General features: G+C 42.8%; 7 protein-coding genes. All 7 read right to left on the reverse strand.

The annotated features are described in order from the left end of the window. Positions 1 to 13: 13 nt before the first annotated feature. Positions 14 to 13636: an SDR family NAD(P)-dependent oxidoreductase gene (locus M8T91_RS15025; protein ID WP_301414979.1), complete on the reverse strand. Its 13623-nt coding sequence runs from the start codon at positions 13634 to 13636 to the stop codon at positions 14 to 16. A 176-nt stretch (positions 13637 to 13812) separates the two neighbouring features. Continuing rightward, positions 13813 to 16875, reverse strand: coding sequence for an aldehyde dehydrogenase family protein (locus M8T91_RS15030; protein ID WP_301414980.1), 3063 nt, complete (start codon positions 16873 to 16875; stop codon positions 13813 to 13815). A gap of 673 nt (positions 16876 to 17548) precedes the next feature. After that, positions 17549 to 17947 (reverse strand): hypothetical protein, encoded by a 399-nt coding sequence (locus M8T91_RS15035; RefSeq protein WP_301414981.1) that lies wholly within the window; start codon positions 17945 to 17947, stop codon positions 17549 to 17551. A gap of 182 nt (positions 17948 to 18129) precedes the next feature. Then, entirely contained in the window at positions 18130 to 20565 is a 2436-nt protein-coding gene (locus M8T91_RS15040; RefSeq protein WP_301414982.1) for an ABC transporter permease, read from the reverse strand. Then, positions 20566 to 21318 (reverse strand): ABC transporter ATP-binding protein, encoded by a 753-nt coding sequence (locus M8T91_RS15045; protein ID WP_301414983.1) that lies wholly within the window; start codon positions 21316 to 21318, stop codon positions 20566 to 20568. Positions 21319 to 21342: 24 nt separating this feature from the next. Beyond that, positions 21343 to 22596, reverse strand: coding sequence for an efflux RND transporter periplasmic adaptor subunit (locus M8T91_RS15050; protein ID WP_301414984.1), 1254 nt, complete (start codon positions 22594 to 22596; stop codon positions 21343 to 21345). A gap of 1593 nt (positions 22597 to 24189) precedes the next feature. Then, positions 24190 to 24717, reverse strand: coding sequence for a transcription termination/antitermination protein NusG (gene nusG / locus M8T91_RS15055; RefSeq protein ID WP_301414985.1), 528 nt, complete (start codon positions 24715 to 24717; stop codon positions 24190 to 24192). Positions 24718 to 25416 lie beyond the last annotated feature (699 nt).

A 25416-nucleotide genomic window follows, 5' to 3' on the forward strand; every position in this document is an offset into this window, starting at 1 on the left:
CTCAGGAAATCATTTAAAATGTAAATTGATCCACATCAGAAAACTCTGACTTATCAGTTTGTCTGATCTCATCAATCAAATCATTTACTTCCAGATTATGCTCCATCGCTGTCAGGCTGCTTAGGCTGGCCCGGGTTTTTACCAGTTGCAATGACATGATTTTTTTCGGATATTTATCCGCAAGCTGCTTCGCCAGCGATAACACGGTAGAATAATTAAACAAATCGCCAACGGACAGCTTAATGGTCAGTAATTCGCTCAGTTCCAGCGCAAGACTTGAAATTTCCAGCGATGTCATTCCTAAGGCAATAAAGTGCTGATGATGAGAAATATTCTCCGGACTGGCAGTCAGCGTTTTAGCAATATACTGACTAATAAATATGATCATTCTTGTAACGGCATCTAACCGTGTTAGCGACTGAATATTTTCGCCAGCAGGGAAATTACGATAAAACTGATAGAATTCAAATTTTGTTTCATTCTGTAACGGGTCGTTACTGGTGTCTGCCGGAGTGAAAATCTCAGCCATATCTGCCCAATAACGATTACGGGCAAAAGGATAGCCAGGCAAAGATTGCTTAAGAGGCAATTTATCTTCATAAATCTGCTGCCAGTCTATGTTTAGCCCACGGCACCAGAACTCCATCAATTTTTCCGGTTTATCGTTATTCACCCAACTCGTGATCAGGGATGCGGCCACTTTAGGATCTTCCTGGAGTAAGCGAATGCTATCTGCATCCTCGGCTATATTGGCATAAAATAGCGAGCTTGAATCAAGATTTCCCGTTAAATACGCTTCCAGCCCATCACAGAGTTGTGCATGATTCTGTGCAACAATTGCCAATCTGTGGTCAAACGCCTCTCTACCCATTTGTAAGGTCGCTGCTATTTGCTGCAAGGAGACATTATCTAACTGTTGAGACTGTAACCAAGTAAACAGGTTGTCAGCTGTTTGCAGCAACTGTTTTTTGCTTTTTGCTGACAACGGGAAAATCAACTGATGTAGGTGACTTGCGGTAATGCCTTCGTACTGCGCAGTATACTCTTCAAGCAGTATATGGGCATTAGTGCCTCCAACACCAAATGCACTGACACCAGCCAGGCGGGGTTGAGAATGATTTGATGGCCACGCAACAGGCTCGGTCAGTAGCCGAAAAGGTGAATCGGCAAGTTGCAAATCGGGATTAATCTGCTCTAGGTTCAAATTAGCCGGAAGCCATTGATGACGCATCGCCATCAGCACCTTAATCAGCCCCAGCATACCCGCCGCTGCTCCGGCATGACCTGTGTTGGATTTAATCGCACCGAGATAACAATAGTTTGCTGCCAGCTGTTGCCTCTGTTGTGCTGCCATCATGGTAAACGACCGTTTCAGTCCGTCGACTTCTATGACATCTGCCAATGGCCAGCCAGTGCCATTGGTTTCTATGTAACTAATGGCGTCGGGTGAGACACCTGCTTTAGCATACACTCGGGAAATCAGATCTGCCTGGGCGTGTGGACTGGAGGCGAACAATCCACCTGATTGCCCTTTGTGATTGACACCCGAACCGCGAATAATACCATAGATGTTGTCACCATCTGCCTCGGCCTGTGACAGAGGTTTTAGTAACACACTGGCGACTGCCTCCGCGGGCACTGAACCATCAGCATTTTTATCAAACGCTCGGCATTGCCCACTGGCAGAAAATAACATGCTGCCGCTGACAAAATCAGGCGGCATCGGATTGATCATAATGTTAACGCCAGCAACTACAGCGGCCTGACATTCACCCTGCAATATAGAATCCACGGCTCTGTGTATTGCCAACAATGCGCTGGAGCAAGTGGTATTAATGGTTTCGCTTGGACCGGTTAGGTCATACATATAACTGATTCTGTTTGCTAGCAAGCTGTGTTCAGTATTGAGCGGATGCAAGTGCGTCGCCGCAGGTTTGTGTTTCGCCAGTACTCGCTGGTATTCACCTGAGCTTCCGCCCACAAACACACCCACTTTCCTACCTGCGAAAGCACTGCTGCGATATCCTGCATCTTCGAAAGTGTGCCAAACACTTTCGATCAATAAGCGATGTGAGGGCTCCATTAATGCTGCGTCTGTTTCTGAAATAGCAAAGAACGATGGATCAAACTGATCAATTTCATTGATAAAACCACCGCGAATCGTCGCACTTGCTGAAATGGTATTATCAATCTGTTGCGCTAATTGATGCCGCTGTGATGACAGTTCACTGACCACAGAACGACCATGAATAAGATTGTCCCAAAACTCATCGGCATTGGCCGCACCCGGAAAACGACCAGAGATGCCCACTATAGCAACTTTATCTCTAAGCGTCGGCACAGCTGTCGAAGCTGCTACCGACTCAGGTCCAGCCCGGGATTTTTGCCGGATATTGAGTTCATCAATACGCGATTGGTAGTGGGCACTCAATTCTGTCGCATATTGCTCACTTATATGAGCCGTCAGTTCGTTAAAGGTTGGGTATTCGTAAAAAGTGGATGGAGTAAGGTTAAACGCATAGGTATCTGCAATGATCTTAAATAGTCGGGTCAAACTGATGGAATCAAAGCCATAATCACCCATGTTGATGTCACGGGCAAAGTGTTCCCTGTCGACTCTGAGCACGTTTTCAACCAAACTCATAAAATCGTCTTCAAACCACTGGGAAACCAAGCTTTGCATATCTTGCTTTGTCAGTGGATTTGCAGCATCATCTTCAACTTTACTGCCACTCGCTGTGTGGCTGCTTGCAGCTGATATAAAAATGGGGGTGATTTTGCCAGCTTCACCAAAAGCAACCGTAATCTGTGGATGATGTGCTGACAGGGCCGCCTCAAATGCTGCAATACCCTGTTCGGTGGTGAGTGGATGTAGCCCAGCGGCAGACTGCAACATGGTTACAATATCGTCACTCACCTGCATACCACCGTCCTGCCACAATGGCCAGTTGATAGCCAACAGTTTACCCAGTCCGTTATGCTCTGCGAGGTGATGGGCCAGTTTGTCCATAAAAGCATTGGCATAGGCATAATCGCTTTGTCCAGCATTGCCCGTTGTGGCCGTAATGGATGAGAACAGCACCACAAAGTCGGGAGTTTGCTCAGCAAATTGCTGGACCACGTTCACTGCGCCGTGTGTTTTAGCAGCAAGTACGGCCTCAATATCTATCAGCGATTTATTGTTGAGGAGAGCATCACGGGTGAGTCCAGCACTGTGTATGATGCCGTCAACAGATCCAAACTCGGATAAAGTTGTTTTCCGCAAACGGATAACATCATTGATATTAGCAATATCGGCACTGACGTAGCGTACCTGAGCACCCTCTGACTGAAGTTTATCGACCAACCTTGTAATTCTATTGTCTTGTTTGGAGCGACCGGTCAGTACCAGCCTGGCCTTCACATATTGCGCGAGATGGGTAGCAAAAATAAGCCCCAATCCACCTGTACCGCCTGTGATCACATAGACACCCTGCTGCTTAAATGGCTTTAGTGCTGGTGCAGCCAGAGGTACGTAGCCTGCCTCCCATGACAACAGCTGTCCATTGTCAATAACCAGCTGTTTCATCTCCACATCAATACTGGTTAATGCTGCACGTAATTGCCTCATATCAGCCTGTGATAAGCTGTGTTTACCCAGAGCATTGCGCACGGCAATGTGTTTAAAACGTAGCGGCAAACCTTCCTTAACCAGACTTTTAAACAAAGCGCTCACAGCCCCATCAACAGGAGTTAAGTTATGGCTTTGACTAACCGTCAGATAACTAAACCCTAGTGAGCGTCTAGTCTGTGCTGTCATCGCCTTAAGCAGTAACATGGTAGCGATTGGTGCCAAAGTAAGTTGCGGAGTTAAATCGTCTTCAACACCAAAATCAGTAGTGTATGACCAGTGATAAATAATGGTATCTGGCAACTGGTCCGCATCAGCTAGCCGCTCGAACAACTGCTGATAGTGATCTTCACAATTCACCTCTAGGGTAAATTCTTTTGACCGTTGCAACGCGTACTTTTGTCCCGGCCACAGCCAGATAATATCTTGATCTACCAGAGGCTCCAGCAACTCAGCAACTAATTGTTTGCCTGCTTTGCTATTGACCAGGGCCAATACTCTGCCCGGATTGTGCCACTGCTCAGCAACTGTTGTGGTCTGCCAGGTATGTTGGTAGCACAGCAGCGATAGCTGTGGTTGACTACCGTCGGTAGTGATAAACTGCGGCATTACATTGTCATCACCAGTCATTTGCTGCAACCACACGCGCTGGCGAGCGAAAGGATATCCAGGTAGAGAAATACGTGCTGGAAGTTGTTCACTATAAAGTTGCTGCCAGTCCACAGAAGCACCATGTACCCAGGAATTGACTACAGAGATCAGTTCGGACTCGACACTATTGGCCGTCACTGTGATTTGAGAAAACTGCTGGGACCAGGCTTTATCAGCTTTTTTATCTTTGTTCAGTTGGTAGGTGTAAATGGAATCAGTTGACTCAGTAATTGTTGCAATCTGTCGTAACTTATCACATACATCTTGTATGGAGCTGCTGACAAATCCTGCTCGGAAATCCATAAGATCACGGCCAACCGCCAGAGTATAGGCAAACTCCGTCAACTTTGGTTGATGCCTTTCAATAAACTGCAACAGATTACTGGCGTATTCCTGCAAACGTTTAGGATCTTTCGCTGAAATCAGGATTGGATGAGCGCTAAGCGTAACATCTGACTGCCAAGTAGAGCGATATTCCTGCAAAACAGCATGCGCATTGGCTCCACCAAAACCAAACGAGCTAATTCCGGCACACAGGGGTAATTCCTGATTACTTGTATCTTTTCTGCGTTTCCAAGTCTGAGTTTTATCCACCACATAAAATGGGGTACTGTCAAGATCGATATAAGGATTCAATTTCTCGAAGTGCAATGATGCCGGAATTTGCTGATGTTTGATCGCCATCAATACTTTAATTATCCCGGAGATTCCAGCAGCAGTTTCAAGATGACCAATATTGGTTTTTACCGAACTCAAACCAATTAATTTTTCGGTTGCATATAAATTTTGATGATGATGAAATAACTCTCTAAATGCACCTTTCAGTCCTTTGATTTCTATCGGATCACCCAAGCTGGTTCCGGTGCCGTGGCATTCAATGTATCCTACTGAAGTTGGATCAATATCAGCTTTTTTGTATGCTTCAATCAGCAGATTGACCTGGGCCTGAGGATTGGGCGCCGTTAAAGTGGTCACTTTACCGCCATGATTTTCTGCAGTTGCACGAACCACTGCATAAACCGGGTTTTTATCCCTTTCAGCCAAATACAGGGGTTTTAACACTACAGCACCAGAACCTTCACCGCGTACATAGCCATCTGCACGTTTATCGAAGGTTTTACATTTACCATCAGTACTCAACATGCCTGCCTGACCAAAACAAATGTAAGCAGATGGTGATAACATGACCTGCACTCCGCCAACAATTGCCATCTCAGAGCTGCCAGTATGGATGGATTCAATGGCGCGATGTAAGGCAATTAATGATGATGAACAGGCGGTATCAATCGGTGCACTGGGACCTCTCAGGTTTAGTAAAAATGAAATTCTGTTTACCAGTACAGAGTGAGAGTTACCTGTAGAAGTATAGGCATCCAGAGGTAACTTCATATCTCTGATCACATCGGTATAATCATTAGTGGCAACGCCAACAAACAAACCCGTTTTGCTGCCGGACAAATCTGCTATTTTATGTCCGGAATCTTCAATAGCATGCCAGACAGTCTGCAAGAAAATCCGCTGTTGCGGATCCATCATCTCTGCTTCTCTGGGAGAGATTCCAAAGAAGAACGCATCAAATTTATCCACTTCCTTCATAAATCCACCCCATATAGAGTTGGATTTATTCATTTCTGTCATAGGATCGCCAAGAAATTCCTGCCATGACCAACGTTCTTTGGGGATCTCGGTAATCATGTTTTTAGCATCGCGCAGATTCTGCCAAAACTCTTCAACATCTTCTGACTGAGGCATAGTGCCAGCAACACCGACAATGGCTATTGGCATATCGACAAAGCGGTTTGCCGGGTTAATCTGAGCTGCTTGTTCTGGTATTGCAATGGCACTGCCCAGATATTTCGCGCTGGCCTGTTTAGAAAAGGTGACTGGATGCCCAGTGGCTTGTAGAGGTTGCACTGTCTTTGGGTGCGGGTCCGCAATACTGTCGTTTTTTTCTCTACCGACTTGTTCTGGATAGGTCTTTGCCAAATGACCTGACAATTCGCGAATCGACGGATATTCAAAAAACAGTACCGGAGACACATCCAGCTTGTAAATTTGGTTAATTTTATTGGCAAAAGTGGTTAATCCAATGGAGTCAAACCCCAGATCCAGAAGGATCTCATCAAGATCGATGTCTTCTTCTGCCAATTCCAGAAAATCCATTACCACCCGTACTAAACGCTGCGACACCTGATCTGCAAGTTTGCTCTCATCCGCATTGACAGCGGCAGTTTGATTAATGCTACTGTCTGTTGCAATAGCATGCGGTTTACGTATACCCCAAGCATTTTCAATTTTATCTGGAATGCCCTGTAGAACAACTAACTGATTCAGCTTGCTGGTCAGCCCAAGCTCAAATGCCTCCAGTCCTACATCGTTCTGTAGCGGAGTGATACCAAGGACATTGCGGAAAAACTGCTCTGTCTGATCATCCAACTGCATACCACCATTACGCCAAATCGACCAGTTAAAACTCAACGAATGACCATATCTCAATCCTCGTTGCTGTAACACATGGCGTCTGTGCATATAACTGTCCATAAAATGGTTAGCATACGCGTAGTCTGACTGTCCTGCATTACCACCCACCGCAGCCAACGATGAAAATACCACGAAGAAATCCAGCTGATCCTGTTGACAGCTTTCATCAAGATGAAGTGTGCCTTGAATCTTTGGCGCCAATACAGCATCAAGCTCTTCAGTTGTTTTATGTTGCAATAACGAATCACGTAACACCCCAGCGCTATGAATAACTCCATTAATCGTGCCAAAGGTATCTCGAGTGGCCTGGGTAAGTTTGGAAACATCAGTAATTTTGCTGACGTCAGCTGCAAAGTAACTCACCTCAGCACCAGCGTCTCTGAGTGCTTGTAATTTCTGATCAATTACGGCAGATGATCGTGAACGTCCCGTTAGCATTAATTTAACTTGATAACGTCTTGCAAGATGCTTAGCGAACATTAGCCCAAGTCCACCAACGCCGCCTGTAATCAGGTAAACGCCACCCTGTTTAATTGCGATCTCCCTTGGCTGCATAACTTCCGGGGCAACGACGGCCATTTGTCGTTTAAATCGTTGTCCATCAATATAACGGATAACACCATCTTTTTGACTCGCGACAAATCCTTCATATTGTAATAGTGCCAGTTTTTGAGTCATTGTCAGTGCTGTATCCCAGCCCAAAGTTTTAATTTTTATTTTCCTGTTTTCTAACTGAGCGGTAATAGCAAAACCATTAATAGCCTCAATAACAGGATTAGGTAGACCACTAAACTGATAAGGACACAATATTTTTCCTGTCCACTTTGCCTTCGACAGGGCTTTAAGAAGTGTTAACAAACTATAAATACTTGACTGTAGCTGCCTATCCAGCTCCACAGGCTGACTGTCAAATTCAGTCGAGTGCCAGTCGAAATAGATAACATCAGGAGTGCGACCCTGTTGTTGTAGGGTTGTTAGTAGTTGTTGGTAATTTTCTTGCTCTGAGGGGTTTATACAATAATGGTGGGTGTCAACTTTACTGAAATGATTACCAAGAGACGCCAGTACAACCTTGTCAAGACTGATCCCTTGTTGATTTAATTTTTCCTGGTAGCTTGCAAAATTATCCTGGATTTTGGATAAAAACAACAACTGCCCAACCTGCTGTTGTTGCACGTCACTGGGTTGCTCATCGGCCTGTTGCCAATAGGGAGTATACAACAGGCGCTGAACATCCGTGGTACTTGATACGCGTTTAGCATGTACATCCAGTAAGGGAACTCCTGTTGATTCATTGATCTTCACCAATACCCTGCCCGTTGCGTCCACTATCCTGATATTGGCCTTGGAGACTCTGGCATTTTTTTTGGTGATATTTTCTACGTAACTAAAACAATTCGGCGATAAGGGATGAAAAATTTCCACTTGACCAATTGAGTAAGGTATATACATTTCACCACCACCATCACTAACGTTGGCTCCCATTCCCGCTTGTAACGAACTATCTATTATGGAGGGGTGCAGCCAGAACTTTTCCAGCTCTCCGCCTTTGATCTCAGGGAGATTCAGAACACCCAGTATTTCTTTTTCATGGTGGCGAACTTGCTGCAAAGCCTGGAAACTTGGACCCAAACTCAACCCCAATGAGTTGAATAGTGGATAAATATCGGCAGCATCAATCACTTTTTTGCAACGTGCTTCTATTGCTGCCAAATCAATAAACTCATCGACTGGCGGATTTTCTGGGCGATATTCGAGTTTACCTTGACAATACAGTAGTTTGCGACCTTCCTGTTCGCTGAAAACTTCAAAGCTGACACTGCCCTCCTGAGGCATCAATTCAACAAATGCTTCTGTACCACCCGCCTTTTCCACTGTGAGCGGACTTACCCAAACTACATTACGAAGTTTCTGTACCTGCCGACTTGCCGACAGCTCTGCTGCTTTTCGTACCAGCTCTAAGTAGGCAACACCTGGTAATGTTGGAATATCAGACACCAGGTGGTCGTGAATACAGAAGTCCTGTTCGGTAAATGTTTTTCTGAACAGTTGCCTTTCGAAGGTTGATGCGTTGACGTCTATTAACGGGTGCAAAGCAGCTGTCAGGTTTACGCTCTGTAATTGCAATTCAGAATCAATCCAATGTCGCTTGTTGGCAAACGGATAAGTTGGTAAGGCAATACGTTTTGCTGTAGTGAGTTCTGTAAATCCCTGCCAATCATTTAGTATTCCATCAACCCACATCCTTGCCAGCTTTTCAGGTTGTGGTTGCTGCAGCAATATGTTCAACAATTCTGTTTTTTCAGACTGTGTCATATATTCGGTCAATTGCAGAGAATTCTTACTATTACCACGAAGAATTTTCTCATCTGTGGCGCCAGAAACAACTAACTCCAAAAGTTTGGTCAAATCTACAAAGTTATCGCTCAGTATCGCCACCCTATGTTCAAAGGATTTACGGCCACACTGCAAGGTAAATACCAGATCAGAATAATCAGGCAGACTATCGTTGTCTGTCTGTTTTAGTAGATAGCGGTGTAATCTGTCGGCGATTGCCATTAACTGTTTTTCATTGCGGGCTGACAGCGGCACAATTGTGTGATTGATACGGCTTTGGCCATTGACTGCAGCGACTGAATGTGGCTTGTACTGTTGCAGGATGAGATGAGTATTAGCACCACCAGCACCGAACGAACTGATCCCAGCAATAAGTGCTTTGCTATCATTTAATTTCCCAGCCGCTGGTGTCCATTCGGAGTGAGTTTGTTGTATATAAAAAGGAGAATTATCAAAGTCGATCAGTGGATTTGGTGCCTGAGAATGTAAGGATGGTACTAACTGTTTCCGTTGCATTTGCAACGCCACTTTATGAACACTAACGATTCCCGCCGCGGCCTCTAAGTGGCCAATATTGGATTTTATAGAACCAATCGGAATACTGCTGGATATCACATTGGTTGAACCAAACGCCATATTTAACGCCGATATCTCTATCGGATCGCCCAGTTCAGTGCCAGTACCGTGAGCTTCGATATAGTCGACCTGTTCTGGCGTGATCTTAGCTTTGTGCAATGCTTGTTTGATCAAGTCACTTTGCGCTTTGGGGCTGGGCACGGTGTAACCGCTGGTTTTACCGCCATGATTAACGGCAACTGCTTTGATCACGGCATAAATTTGATCGCGATCCTGTTGTGCCTGTGCCAATGGTTTAAGTAACACTGCCCCAATGCCTTCTCCAGCAACATAGCCATTTGCCCCTTCGCCAAAACTGCGGCAGACACCATCCGGGGAGAGTGCCCGCCCATTCCAGTTAATATCAAATTTATGTTGGTGCAAATCTAAATTAACCCCGCCCACCAGTGCCGCGCTACAGTCCCCCTGATTGATGGCTTCACAAGCCTGATACATGGCAGTAAGACTGGAAGAACAGGCGGTATCTATCGTTAAACTCGGGCCAGAAAAGTTCATCCAATAAGAAACCCGGTTGGCGATGCTCCACAAAAATGAATTACTACTGATTTCACGCCCGGAAATCTTTTGTTCTGAGCCAAGCAGCTGGTACATAGTCCATACCGCACCCACAAATACTCCGATATCCCTAGGTTGATCTTGTTTGACGATATTTTCTGGATAATATCCGGCGTCTTCCAAAGTCTCCCAAGACACTTCCAAAAACAATCGTTCCTGAGGATCCAGAACTTTGGCTTCACGTGGTGAAATATTGAAGAAGAGGGAATCGAACTTATCAATATTATTAATGAATCCCCCCCGATAACGAATGGTATTGGCAAAATGCGGACGTCCGTAGTATCTGTCCTCTGGGATGACTTCTACACAATCTCTACCGGTAATCAGGTTATCCCATAACTCTTGAAGATTGTCAGCTTTAGGATAACGTCCAGCCATACCTATAATGGCAATCTCCTTATTGGTGGCTTTGGCTGAGGATAAATTCTTTGCTGGCTGCGTGGCTGATGTTAACGGAATGGTTGTTGCTATAGCTGAATTAGTGACGGCCGTGGAGGGCTGAGGATCGTTATTTACGGTAGATTGTTCTACATTATACCAATCTTTCACCCGATAACGGCTCATCAGTTCTACTTCGCTCTGGAACTCATGGGTTCGCACCAGCTCTGCAATATTGATTGGCTGGTGCAATGCCTGCAAGAAGCGCTCAGTAGTATCATTAACTTGTTGTGATGTCATTCCCAATGGCACGGCAAGCCGAACCAGTTCATTGATTGATGTAGCTGTTTGCATGCCTATATTGTGCACACTCACACGAATCCCAGTTTGATTGAATAACCAAGCACAAAATGAAGCAGCAGGCTCCGCAAAATCTGCAAATGGCTCTAGCTGTTTAACATCCAACAAGACGCAATGACCTCCGACAGGCGTGACTATCGGCAGCTGGTGCGCCACGAATTCGTCTGCCAGTTGAGCGACCTGTTGGATACGATTTCTGGCAGCATTCATCCAGTAATTCTGAGTTTGCATGGCATTGACTAATGCCTTGCGATCAATTACATCCAATCCCAGTGCCTGATTTTGAATGACGGCTTCAACCTGGTTGATCAAATCTGCGTCATTGCTGGCAATTATGCCGCCTTTGTTGATTGCGAAGTCTTTCGCCAAACTCGCCACTACCACGTCAGCGAACATTAACAATTCATTAACCTGAGCCAACACCGCCTTATTGTTTTGTGGTTTGTCACAAATCAGCAAAGCATTATCTAATATCCTGGTAGCATCCATTATCAGGGCTATGTCAAATTTATCTAGTAGTGCTTTCAGTTTGGCTAAGTGCCCACAGGTTATCGGGCTGCCACCAGCAGCGTTATTACTAATTTCAACACAAGCAAAAGCTACCTCACCGGCATTTGTTTGCAGATATTCTTGCAGTGCTGTCAAATCGATGTTACCGCGCTGATAGAGGTTCCCATGCTGGTTGAAAAGTTCTGGCACAGGCATTTCTAATGGTGTAAAGCCCTTATCGATTTGATGGAAGAGGCAAGTGGGAAATAGGATATTTTGCGGGATGACCTTGCCCTCTTTGCCACACTCAGCCCATGCCCGATAAAATGCATCTTCCGCTGCTCTACCTGAGTCAGCAATAGCAAAGTAACTAAAGGGAAAAATTGTCCGGATTACCTTTGGCAGAGAAAATTGTAATCCGGAAGCTTGATGTAGCTTGGCAATTCTATTACTGATTGTATCACCGGTTAGCTGCGCCCATGAGTCAGTTTTTAAGTCTACGAAAACCTGATCGGCAGCAATATTCAAGGGGTTATATCCATGCTCCTGTAACAAAATTCCATTCTCACCAAATATCTGCTCATCACCGGTAGTCAGAGGGTAGTAAGCGCTTTCAGTCTGCTGTGACGTTATAATTGAGTTGGTTTGGGAAATTTGTTGAATTGGATAATTGAAATTTTCATCATCTGGTGTTTGTAGTTTCTCCGGATCAGCGATCATCATCACAATATCTATGATATTGTCAGCACGTCCTGCTCCCTGCTCACGACAAAGGTAAATACTGCTATTTTTTGGTCTGAATTTATTTTTGAACTGTAAATTGCCTTCATCATTAAACAGATTTTGTTCGCGTAGCTCGTCAAGTAAATGATCTATCTCAACATCAGCATTAGCATTAGCATTAGCACTATCATTGAGTTTAGGACCAAAAGTTGCTCCCAGGCTAAGCAAATTGGAGCCTTCTGCAGCCAGAATTTTGATAATTTCAACAATCGCAAACTCTAATCCGCCAAACGGCATGTCTTTGGGATAGAATTCCAGATCCATCAGATAACCCTTGTCCTCTCCCTCCATTGCAGTGATGATAATGACGTTCTGTAACAGGTTATCTGTTCGGGTCAGGAAAATCCTGTGTTCAGGACTGAAAGTCCCTGATATTATTTGTTCTCTAGCGATGTAGACAAGCGGATTGATCATGACGCGTTCGGAACACCAATCATCAATAACTGCAACAATTTCTTCATCCACTGCCGAATCATTACCACATTGGTATTCAATAAGCTGTGCTCCAGCCTGTTTTTCAAATTTCTGCACCAAATAACGTAGACGACGCATTTTCCCTCCCTCTAAGGAAAAATTGCGTATATTTCTGATTCGTTGCACGACACCAAAAGGTGTGGCACTAAAAGCAATATGCCCCACCTGTTGTAATGGTACATCACAGATCACATTGAGCTGTAAATCTAGATTTATGCAGTGGCTATAGAATTCCTCAACAATTGTTTCGAAATAATACTCCGGACCGGTATAGGCATAAGCCAGAATGATACTATTACTGCGACTGTAATTGATAAAGCCCTTGCGCTCTCTCCCCAAAAAAAGGTTAGGTGCAATATTACGCATACCGCGTGAAACGGAAGCTTCGTTTTTGTAAGCAGCATAAATTGGCGATAACAGTTCTGCTATGGCGGATTGCTCCAGTGCTTGCTTAAAGGACATCAAAATTGGCTCTGCAGGCAGACCTAAAGGGACGGTGCAGGAGGAGTTTGTCACTCTATTTATATCAAGTCCTGTACCTGTAGTGTGTCTCTGGTCGTTGACAGCTGCTGTCGTTTTGCCACCTTGCATCGACACTGTATCGCTCGCACTCAAAAGACGACTAACTGTAGACGGGTGCCTTTCAATAAAGTACCTGGCAAGGTCACTGATATTGAAATTCTCAAACAGTAATGTTTTCGGTAAATCACCAAATTCTTCTTCCAGGCGTTTAATAATTTTTAATACATGAAATGAATCAATCCCCAATTCGCCAAATGGCACGTCAGCATCTAACGTAAGCGCGGCTTTGTTAGAAACATCGGCGATTAACGATTTAAGATACGATTCAGTAAAGGGCTTAAGTGCTTCCTTTTTTTGCATGTTTAACTCTTGGGTTGCAAATTTGAATGAACTACATCAGTCGCAGAGAGTACAGTTCGATTGAAAAAAGTGCGCTTAAGAAATACGCAATTGAAGAACAACAGTCATCAAAAAGACCACTGTTTTACCATGATTAGTATTTTTACATGCACTGTGTGGTTGTTTATTAAACGCTATTAGTGTTTAAAAGGAGGTCTCATTTTGGCTGCCAGCCGAGCCACAAAATTAGATTGGGTGTATATTGCTTTGGCATGACTAAAGCGCTTAAAGCCATGGATACCATGATAGGCTCCGATCCCGCTGGCGCCAACGCCGCCAAATGGTAGATCTTCTTGGGCTGCATGTAACATGGCATCATTGATCGTCATGCCGCCACTACAGGTTTCTTTAATAAGCTGACGCTGTTCTACCTTGTTTTTACCAAAATAATAGAGAGCCAGCGGATTGGCTCGACTATTTATATAGTGAATGACCTGCGATAGTGTTTGATAAGATTTAAGTACTAAAAGTGGACCAAAAATTTCTTCCCTCATGACATCCAGATTCTCTTCAGGATCCACGATCAGATGTGGCACCATCAAGCATTGTTCCTCTTCTATCAAGAAATCATTATTACTTGTCAATGCAATAATTTCGCTATTTTCCTGTTGTGCTTGCTTTAACAGAGATAATACTCTCTGCATATGACATTTATTGATAATAGCAGTGTAGTCACGGTTACCCTTGATGGTAGGATACAGTTGCTTGACAGCGTTATGACAAGCCTGGATAAAAGGCGCGATATTTGCTTCTGGTACAAACACATAATCAGGGGCCAAGCAAATTTGTCCAGCATTCATGGTTTTTGCTGCCATTATTCGTAGCGCAGATTCTTGCAGGTCTGCATCAGCGCCAACAATTACAGGTGATTTTCCTCCCAACTCTAAAGTAACCGGTACTAACTGCTTTGCAGCACTTTGCAGCACTTTTTGTCCTATCCTGCCGGAGCCGGTAAATAATAAATGGTCAAATGCTAATTGACTAAACTGACTAGCCACCTCAGCACCGCCAGTAATCACGGCAATTTCCAGATCATCAAAATGGCTAGCAATAGCCCGCTTTAACAACTCTGTGGTAGCGGGGGTCAGTTCAGAGGGCTTCAACATTACCCGGTTGCCCGCTGCAAGGATACCGGCCAGTGGTTGCAAGGCTAGCTGGATAGGAAAATTCCACGGTGATATACACCCTACAACACCGATTGGCTGATATTCAATCGTTGACTTGGCACCCAGAAAATCAAGTGGAAAAAGCGACTTTCTGCGCTCTCTTTTTAACCAGCGAGGTAAATTTTTTATTGCATGCTTAAAGGCACTTGCAGTGGCGTTGATATCAGTTAATCTGGTTTGATGAGGAGATCTCTGTCCAAAGTCATGAATAATCGCCTCGACTAACGGTGCTTTATATTCTTTGAGCATGGTAATCATACGTTGAAGACGATGCTTACGAATATCCAGGGCTGGCCAGGGATTTTTTCGAAAATCTTGTTTTTGCGCTTCTAATAGACACTCCATATTGCTGACGTCAGTGCGTTCTTTTTGTTGAAAATTGGAGATGTTCAAACTGTTCACTATTGGTTCATTCCCGTTAGATTGGTTTTCATGTGTCTGACATATCATCTCCGCAGCCTTGGATGCGATTGCCATTACAGGTGCATTAATGTTGCCGCCCACGAGAGTTGGCATTATCGAAGCATCTGCGATGCGAATACCTTCTATACCACGCAGTTTCAACTGATCATCGACCACTGCCAACTCGTCATTGCCCATTTTGCAGGTTCCTGCCGGGTGAAAGATATGGTAGGTTTTGTCTATTAGTTCTGCTCGCAACTGCTGGTCAGTTTTCACTAGTTCCCCAGGTATCAGCTCCATTTTATAATGACTTCGATATGCAGGCTGAGACAAGATTTTGCGAGCTATACGTATTCCGTTACACAAGTCTATTTGATCCTGTTCCTCGGTCAGCAGATTTAGCTGGATCTGCGGCGGATCTCTAAAATCAGATGACTTTAATGTTACTCGACCACGGCTTTTAGGGCGCAACAAAGATACATGTAAACCAAATCCATGGCTTTTCATAACACTTGTATCAAAACCGTGTTTGTTGAATAAGTTTATGGTCCCTTGCAATTGAATATCCGGAATAGGCTGCTCGGATGATGATTTAACAAAGCCACCAGCAGCAGCAACTGGACGAGATAGAATACCCTCTTTACCACGCATATACCGGTAGAAACCATGTGCCAGTTTAGATATTCCCATAGGTGTAAATGTCAGTGTATCTTTGATGCGACTCGCAATCGTTACAGTAAAGTTTGCATGCTCTTGTAAGTTGGCACCGACTCCGGGCAAGCAATAATGAGGTGTAATATTATGCTGCAACAAATCCCGTTCTGGACCAATACCAGACAACATTAATAATTTTGCAGTATTATATGTACCTGCACACAATAACACCTCACGACTGGCTCTGACGGCAAAATGGCTGTTATTATGCTGAACTTCTAACCCTGTTACCTTTAAACCATCTATGATTAATCTTTTGCTATGAGCGCGGGTTAATACAGTGAGGTTTTCTCTGTGCCTGACCGGATGAAGAAAAGCACTAGCAGCGCTGCACCTTTGAATCCCATCTAAAGTAGCCTGATAATAGCCAAAACCTTCCGGATCCGTACCATTAAAATCATTATTGAAACTATATCCTGCCTGTAATCCGGCCAGTATCAAACGTTCATCATGGGGGTGCAGATAGTCAGGGCTTCTCACCTTTAGCTCACCTTTACTACCATGAAAATGATCATGTATATGCTGATTATTTTCACAAGCAACAAAATGGCGCAACATATCTTGATAACCCCAGCCTTTATTACCAAGTGCCAGCCAGTGGTCGTAATCCCTCTGATGCCCTCGAGCATAGACCATAGCGTTAATGCTACTACTGCCACCTAGGCCCATTCCCTGAGGGCAGTAAATTTTACGATCATTAAGCTGTTCATCTTCCTGACTCCAGAAGCCCCAGTTGTAACGTTTCATATGATAGAGAGGAAACACGCCAAAAGGTAAGCGAATCAATGGTGAGTTGTCTTCGTCACCTGCCTCCAATAACAACACCTTGAATCGAGGAATTTGACTCAATCGATTCGCCAATACACATCCTGCACTACCTGCACCAACAATAATGAAATCAAACACCTCTTTGATCATATTGGCATATCCATTGTTTCTAATTTTGAAAATGTGCAGAGGATCCTGACTAAAAATTACGCGTCCTTGACTTATACATATTTTTTACAATGTGATGTTTTCTGGACAACCGGGATTACTTTATTTGTTAGCGATTTATTTCCATATATTACTTATTACCTGGGTACGCTAACCTGTATTTACACTGATTGTGTGTGGAAGCTTTTTTTATTTTCCTATCCTTGCAGTAACCGGTATCTAATTGCAGGATAAAGCTGAGAAGCAAGATCTATATCAGCCTTATGCCGAGATAGTTAAATGATTTTTATACTTGGTGTCTTTTCCTTGGGATTTATCATAAATATCATGCAGTATCTGTAGTGATACTCAGATTATAAATTCCAACCAGTTTGGCTGTAAATTGTATAAATTTCGAAGTACTATGAGTTTAAACACTATACCCTCATTAGATGGTTTTCTGACAATATTGCTTTTATGTTCTTATATTTAAACTTTGCTCAAATTGACAAGCAATATTTTTCAAGCAATCAGTTATTTCATCGCCAAGTTAGGGTTGCACTTGCTCGGTGTAAAATCATAGTCCTCGTATTAGACTATGATCGTGGAATATTCAGAAATAATAGCACTAAGCAAAACACTAATAGTTTTTGTCGATGCTAATAAAATGATACAACTAGGAATATTTCATCAATATTGGCTTGTAACTAGGCAAATATGCCCGCAATAAAATCGCCGAACAAACGAACACCACGGTGAAGGCGTAGTACCAGTGCAAAACCAGTAAATAATACATGCAAAGTACCGCTGAAATAGGCATCAGCAAAGCGAAACCGAGAGCTGGTCGATAGTTAAAAAGCAAACTAAATGCTCCAATCGCCTGGATTAGCTTCATAAAAATCCAAAAAAACAGCGTTCCTTTTAATGCAGCTAAAAATGGCTCAGTGGGATTCCCAGTGATTTTTATATCAAAAAAGATATATAAAAAACCATCTATTGCACCGAATAAATAAACAATCCCCAGCATATAGCGGGCTATTTTTTCATGAATTTTGAGTTTGGTTATCTCTCCCACTACCATTCTCCTGAACATTGATTTGAGTAATATTCTGCAAATGCAAATCTCAGCTTTAAATACTGGTGCTTTTTGCCGATCACTGTAGCTCCTGGTCATGGGGCATGTTACATACACTTCATACAATAGATCCTGAGACCAGCTAGATGCTCCGCAAAAGGACTATTTAAGCTGAAATAGCACTATTCGTCACGTAATGATTCAATAGGCTCCATTTTCAAGGTTCGTATAGTAGGCAAGTAGGTTGCGTACAACACGATGGTAGCAATCAACGAGAATACTACTATCACGGTGATAATTAACACGGAGGAGCCTCCTGAGGCCAATACTTTGGACATGACAAAACCTAAGCCGCCACCAACCAACAGCGCAGGTATGCCCCCCCAAAGCAGATGTTTGGAAGATTTTGAAAGGTAGTCTTTGATAATGCGTAGATCAGTGGCACCCAATGCACGCTTGACACCGATTTCAGTGGCTCTCTGATTGATAGTGTTGGTCATAACTCCATAAATCCCACTAGCCGCAAGCACTGCAGCAGCAATACCAAAAATAAAGAAAATACTAGTGATAAATATTAGTGGCGCTACATTACGATTCATTCGCTCTACATAGGGCTCGACTCGGAAAGCTGGCAACTCCTGATCCATCGAAGAAAGCACTTTCCTAAGCTGTGCGATCATTTGTACCTCATCAGCATTCATCTGCATAGCAATCGTCATTTGTGCTAAGGGAGCCTGAGTAATAGGTCGAAATACAGTTGGTACAAACCTACTGGTGCGATTGGCCAAGCCTTGAATGGTATGTTCAACCACACCAACCACAGTTAACCATTGCTGATTTTTAACAGTTTCGTCCACCACCTTTATACGCTTACCTATTGGATCTGCATTGTTGAAATATTTATCCACAAAGCTTTCAGTAACAATTGCAGTTTTGTTGTTGAGACCATCATCACTACTGTCAAAATATCTACCGTTTACCAAGGAAACACCCAGATCTCTTAGTGTACCCGGCATAACCGCAACATAGTTGAGTCTGGGATAAAGATTGTCTTCTTTACCCTGGCCATACTCCTTCCCTTCAATGGCTACTGGCATCACAGTAGCAAATTCCCCCGGCAATGCCGAAGCCAGCATTACTTTCTCTATCTCTCTTTTGCTGGAAAGATTGGCTTGTAATGATTTATAAAACTGAATCCTGGCTTGATCATTCTGATATTTTGCCTCGTTCAGAGTGATTTTGGCCGTCAGAATATTATCCGGATCAGCGCCGTAATCTGCATTTATTGCTTTTGCTGCACCTATAACTGCAACAGTAGCCGCAATCAAAACCATAATAGCGATAAATATTTCACTGATTACCAGTAGCTGGTTTAACCGACCTGACTTTTTACTTAGTGCTCCCCGAGTACCATCGCGTAATACAGCATTAAAATTGCTCGCAGAATTTTTCCAAGCTGGTACTAATCCGGTAACCACAATCGCGCTGACGACAAAAATACCAAATAATATTAGCGCATAACTATCTATACCAAATTGCCACCAGAAACGAGGTCTATCCGAAAAAAAAGATCCTATAATACCCTGGGTAAATTCAAGACTTAACCACAATGCTATTAAGCCTATCACACCACCAGTTAAGCAAATCATGATGCTTTCCCAAAGCATTTGAGCAATTAAACGCATGCGCGGAGCACCCAGTGCTACTCGAATGGCCGTTTCTTTATTTCTCTCAACAGCCCGGGAAAGCAATAAATTACCGACATTAACCGAGGACAGAAGTAAAATCAAAATTGCAACTACATAAAGGGCATATATCACCGATATGCCATCACCAACAGTTGCTTTTTGAATGGTTTCCACGTAAGCACCAAAGCCACTATTGGTTTCTGGATACCGATGCTGTAGGCGCTGCATAACTAATGCAATCTGCTGGTTCAACTCTTCTATAGTTGCATCAGACTGCATATGAGCTATGCCCCAAACATTACCTGCATCACCTCGATTAATCCGGGTAGCATCTTCACGAAGAGGAATCCATAGTTCTGCGTTGTTGGGGAAGAAATATCCATCTGGCATAACCCCTATAATACGGGTACTAATACCATTTATACGAATGATTTGATCAAGAATATCCGCCTGTCCACCAAATTGGTTCTGCCAGATTTCGTAGCCTATAATGGTCACATATTCATTCCCAGGTAAATTATCAGCTGGGATAAAGTCCCTGCCTAGAATTGGCTGGGTACGAGTTAAAGAAAAAAAATTGTGCTCAGCTTCAATTCCCACATAGCGACGTGCACCATCACGGCCAGAAACATTTAAATTAGTAGGGCGATAGGCGGTGAACTCTATCAGTCCGTCGACATTATTTCTGATTTCATAGTAGTCATGTAATGAAATTCTACGATTGTTTTTCTTTCCATTTTCTGAGCCACTAATTTGAACAATGCTAGCACCATCCTGAAATGGTAACGGCTTAAACATTATGGTGTTAAGAAATGAAAACAGGAAAAGACTAAGACCGATTCCTATCGCCATAACAAAGACTGTTAACAGAGTAAATCCGGGTTTTTTCAATAACAGCCTTAGCGAGTATTGTAAATCTGCGAAGTTCATTTAGCTCTCCTCTTTACTCACCTGTTCTTGTTTTTGTATCGGTTTATTGCTTTCCGCAGAGCTATTTTTTCTTATACTGGTCACTGAGCCATCAAACAGATGTATTTCTCTTTCAGCCAAAAATGCCGAGCGCGGATCGTGAGTGACCATGCATATGGTAGTGCCCTCCCGGTGTAGCCTTTGCAACAAGGACATCACTGATTGAGTATTTTTACTATCCAAATTACCAGTTGGTTCATCTGCCAATAACAGCGATGGACTGCCCGCTATAGCACGTGCAACAGCAACTCTCTGCTGTTGGCCACCAGATAATTGCGAAGGAAAATGTTTACTCCGATGGGACATTTCAACCTTCTCCAGCGCCTCCTTAACCAAGCGTTTCTGGGTAGCTTTATTTATATCAGAACGATAAGTTAACGGCAGCTGTACGTTCTCTTCTGTAGTCAAATCACTAATTAGATTAAATGACTGAAAGATAAAGCCAATTTCCTTATTACGGATGTACGCCCTATCATTCCTGCTTATATCGGAAACATTATGACCAGCCAGAATATAGTTTCCTGCTGTAGGCGCATCTAATAATCCTAGAATTGACAGCAAGGTTGATTTTCCACAACCAGAAGGTCCAGATATTGAGACAAATTCACCTTTGTCAATGCTGAAGGTAATACCGGCTAGCGCCCGCGTTTCTACTTCATCGGTATGAAATACTTTTTGAATATCTTCCAGTTTAATTATATTAGTGTTACTCATGATGTATTTCTTATCCCCACTTAACTATCGAACTCTAAATTTTTGATAACTATCAAAGCGACTGGGGTCGGATGTTACAATTTTATCCCCGGCTTCCAATCCCAAGATAATCTGTATTTGATTAACAGACCCCAGCCCTAATCTAACGTCTATTCGCTCAGCAAATTGTCCATCCCCTGTTAATTTATAGAGCGTTGTACTGCTCTTACTTTGTGAAAACAATGGACGTTTTACATAAAGGGTATCTGGTATTTTTGCAATAAAAATTTCACCATCCACACTTAAATCCGGGCGTGCATCAGACGGTAATGGTTCGGAAAAGGTTACATCAACCTGTACGTTACCATTATTAACCGTAGGTTCCACGCGAGAAACTACGCCTTTAACCTTGCTGTTTCGCGTGTCTATTATTACAGGCTTACCCACTTCAATATCTCTGACCTGGATTTCCGGTACCTGCAGCTCTGCAATTAATGTGTCCTTTTCTGCGAGCTTGGCAATGTTATCTCCCAACCTGACTCGCTGACCTGGCTCTAAAGGTATATCCAGTACGATACTATCAATAGTAGCTACAACCTTCAGATCAGTAACCTGTTGCTGGATCCGTTCAAATCGCTTAATAAACTGCTTCAGCCGTGCTTCGTTAGCATTTTTCTGAGCTTGTACGTTATCTTTAATTTTTTCCAGCCGACTGACAGAAAACTCCCAACGTCTTTTAGCCTGATTCATAGCAATTTCTGAACGCACATAATCTAGTTTTGGCACTATCCCTTGTTCAATAAGATCAGAGAACGCTTTATATTCGATACGACCTTGATCATAGGCAAGTTCGGCATCTAAAACTGCAGCCTCTTGCTGTAAAATACTGGTATCTAAACGGACAACCTCAGCCATATAATTGGCTTTTTCAGCCTCCAGCTGCCACTCGGCCTCTTCTAATTGCTGTGATAGTTGCTGGTTACTCAGCTCTACCAATAAATCCCCTTTTTTAACACTATCTCCAGGTTTTACGTAACGTTTTTTAATTTCTGCTTCAACTGACGCTGACAGCCATTGGATATTTTCAGGTACTAAAATACCAGTACCGCGAACAGAAATACTGAAATCCCCACGTTTTACTTCACCAAAAACCAACTCATTTTTGTCAATACTCAGACCTGTCTGACTAAACAACCATAAATACCTAACAGCGTACAGCATCCCCATTAACGCTATAACATATAATAAATATTTTTTCTGGAAGGTTTTCTTTTTTGGTGACGTTAATTTGATATCCAACAAAAACTCCTAGTTTACATTTACATGAGCTTCATTATAAATAATGAAAACTATGAATCTCCTATCCTGTTCACTATTTGACTGACGCGTAATCTAGACAGCTTGTCCAGTCGCAATAAAACACCAAAACACCCAAGCCTGTTAATCTTTAATATCCGTAAATCAATCATCCCAGATCGTCAATCATATCACAATAATTTATAGTCGATTTATCTTACCGAATGACTTTTGTTTGATATATTTTCAATCTTGTTAGTGGAAATATTTTGAGTAGTTTCGAGAGTTAGAAGCCTGGACCTACAAGCCTCGAGTCACAAAGAGAACTGCTTTAAAGCAAATCCAGATGGACAGTGAACGACATGAAAGTTAGCATTCATTTATCGACTTCCGAAGAATACCGACCTTACCAAATTGAATACCTTTCCGGAGTATTGTAAAAGCAATCTAGACCATATCACTTCAGCGATATCAGCACCTATCAGTATCACCACTTTCTTGTCCGTTGTTTTCTTTTTTGATATCCTATGTTGAATGTTGCAATTCCTAATGAATACTTGTAAAGCCTTGCCATCGTATCCTCAACTATCACATTGGAGAAGACAAATTTAACAGTTTTCAATAACTTAGATTGTGAGCCTTATCCCGGTACAATTCAAAAAATACAGAAAACCATGCTTTATTTTAAGGCCGCTCATTTTCAGTCAGTTTTGATGCCGATTCTCTTTCTCCAACTCAAGCCCTTGGCATTGGAGTGCTTTTAAATTGCTGACTCTTTTCTTGCTTCATTAGAATCACTCCAGACACAAGCTCTATTATCAAGGAAAAGCTCCACTATAAAGCAGGGTTGTGAAAGTTCACGGCAGTCACGGCAACGCTATGAATCTGATTGATTTTACTTTCTACACTGATGTAAGCCTTCCTACTGAATTATCACTCATTCCCATTACATGCTTTCTGTATAATTTAGGCCCCATTTTGCCCTTGCCTTGATGGAGCTTAAGCATTGATGATTGCCCCTGGATAATCATAGGCCACTCCCATACAGAGATACATTCGCCTTATAAATAATATTTCCTAATCTTTTTCACTATGAAGTGGCAAAATGACCAATAGTGATCTCATCAGGAACGCGTTAGTTACTGAAATATATATCAACAAGATTGCGTATCCATAGAGAGGCGCAGATACCCTTTTCGGCAATAAAACTAGACAAATTAACGCAATCTTGAAGGCAGTAAATGTACAACATTCGACTCCGTGTCAGATTGTCGACCACGGTATCTTGGGGAGAAAGGGATTGGTGCTACAGACAAGCCCTCCCCTGGGGAGGATGTCATTTAGCTCTCGAAAAATCACTCTTTATACACATTTGCACCATGCTTCCAACGCTATCCATTTAAACTGTTGTCACAAGAGATCCTGTCTTGCCGCTTTAATCAGTTGGCACTAGCAATACAATTTTTATAAATTAATAAGCATCACAATAAATTTGAGAAAGGCTCCGCCATTTTGACGAACTTTACACACGTCAAACTAAAAATAGAGCTAAACTTTACACTACCGTAATTATAGCCAGCACCCTGGCTGAAAATCTCAACTTACTTTTTCTAACAAATCGATATGCACCTCCAGCACTTTACTTTGTTCCAGCCAATTAATCAATACAAAGACCCTCTCTTTAGAGCTCAATTTTGATACGGTTCCTAGGATTTCGTGAAAACCGTCGGCATTAATATTTACAAAGTCGCCTTCTCGCAAATAAGCATCTTGCTTTTTTTGGCTAACCCAATTCTCTCTGAACTGTCGAATCTTGCATATTACGTCATCAGCTATGGATGCGTAACCGATTCCGAACTGTACAAATTTAACAACACCTGGATAGTAACGGATTTCATCTATTTTTTGAAAACAACTTTCGTTTAATCTAATGAAAACATATCTGGGAAACATTGATTCCTTTCTGATTTTACCAACTTTACCATTTGCTTTTTTATTCCCTTCAATAACTGGACGGTAAACTACAAATCCTTTATTTGATAAACCTGACTCCACCAAAGCATCTCTTCCAGCTTTGCAGAATAATACATACCATTTAGCAGTACACACACCCTCTTCAAACACATCGCCTCTCCTTGCTTGTATTTTTTCGCTTCCGAGCTGGTGCGTGCTCTGGGAATAAACTCTATGCTGCCACTTCCCTAAAAATTTCTCAGGGTATTAAAGAAATCAATATAGTATTTTCGTTAATCCCATACCCTACACCAATAACACAGTGTGGTGGGGCAGACTTGGAAGATTGGTTTGTCAGTCCGCCAGATCACCAAATTTGTTAGAGCGCTTGTAAGAGCTTGCCATCCATACACGGATCCGGGTAGGTTGGAGAAGTCCGGCCTCTGTGTAAAGCTTGTTGCCGTGAAGACAGCGTAACCGTACTTCCTTTTCATGCAGATCCGTGTGCAGCATCTCCATCTCCTCAGCGACCTAACTCAACAAGAGGATTTAGCTCCTTTATTGGATTTTATCGGCAACCTATCCAGAGCATAGATAAAACATGTTACTCATTTAGGGGCATTCATTTTTTTCATCCAAACAACTTCCTTGTATGCCTATGTCCTTGCCATCGACAATATGAGCCGAACTATAACGACGAGATTCACTGTTTAAAAAAATCAACTACGGTTTAGAAAGCAATCTCTACCCTAACACTTGACTCTCCACAATCACCACCAAAACTGCTAGTAGCAGAAATGTATAATCGTTACCACCGCCTCCACAAGTGGACAATTCGAATCTCGCCCCTATAAACCCTCTTCGTAGAAT

Origin of the sequence: Microbulbifer sp. MI-G (assembly GCF_030440425.1) — a bacterium.
In the GTDB taxonomy this organism is placed as follows: Bacteria; Pseudomonadota; Gammaproteobacteria; order Pseudomonadales; family Cellvibrionaceae; genus Microbulbifer; species Microbulbifer spongiae.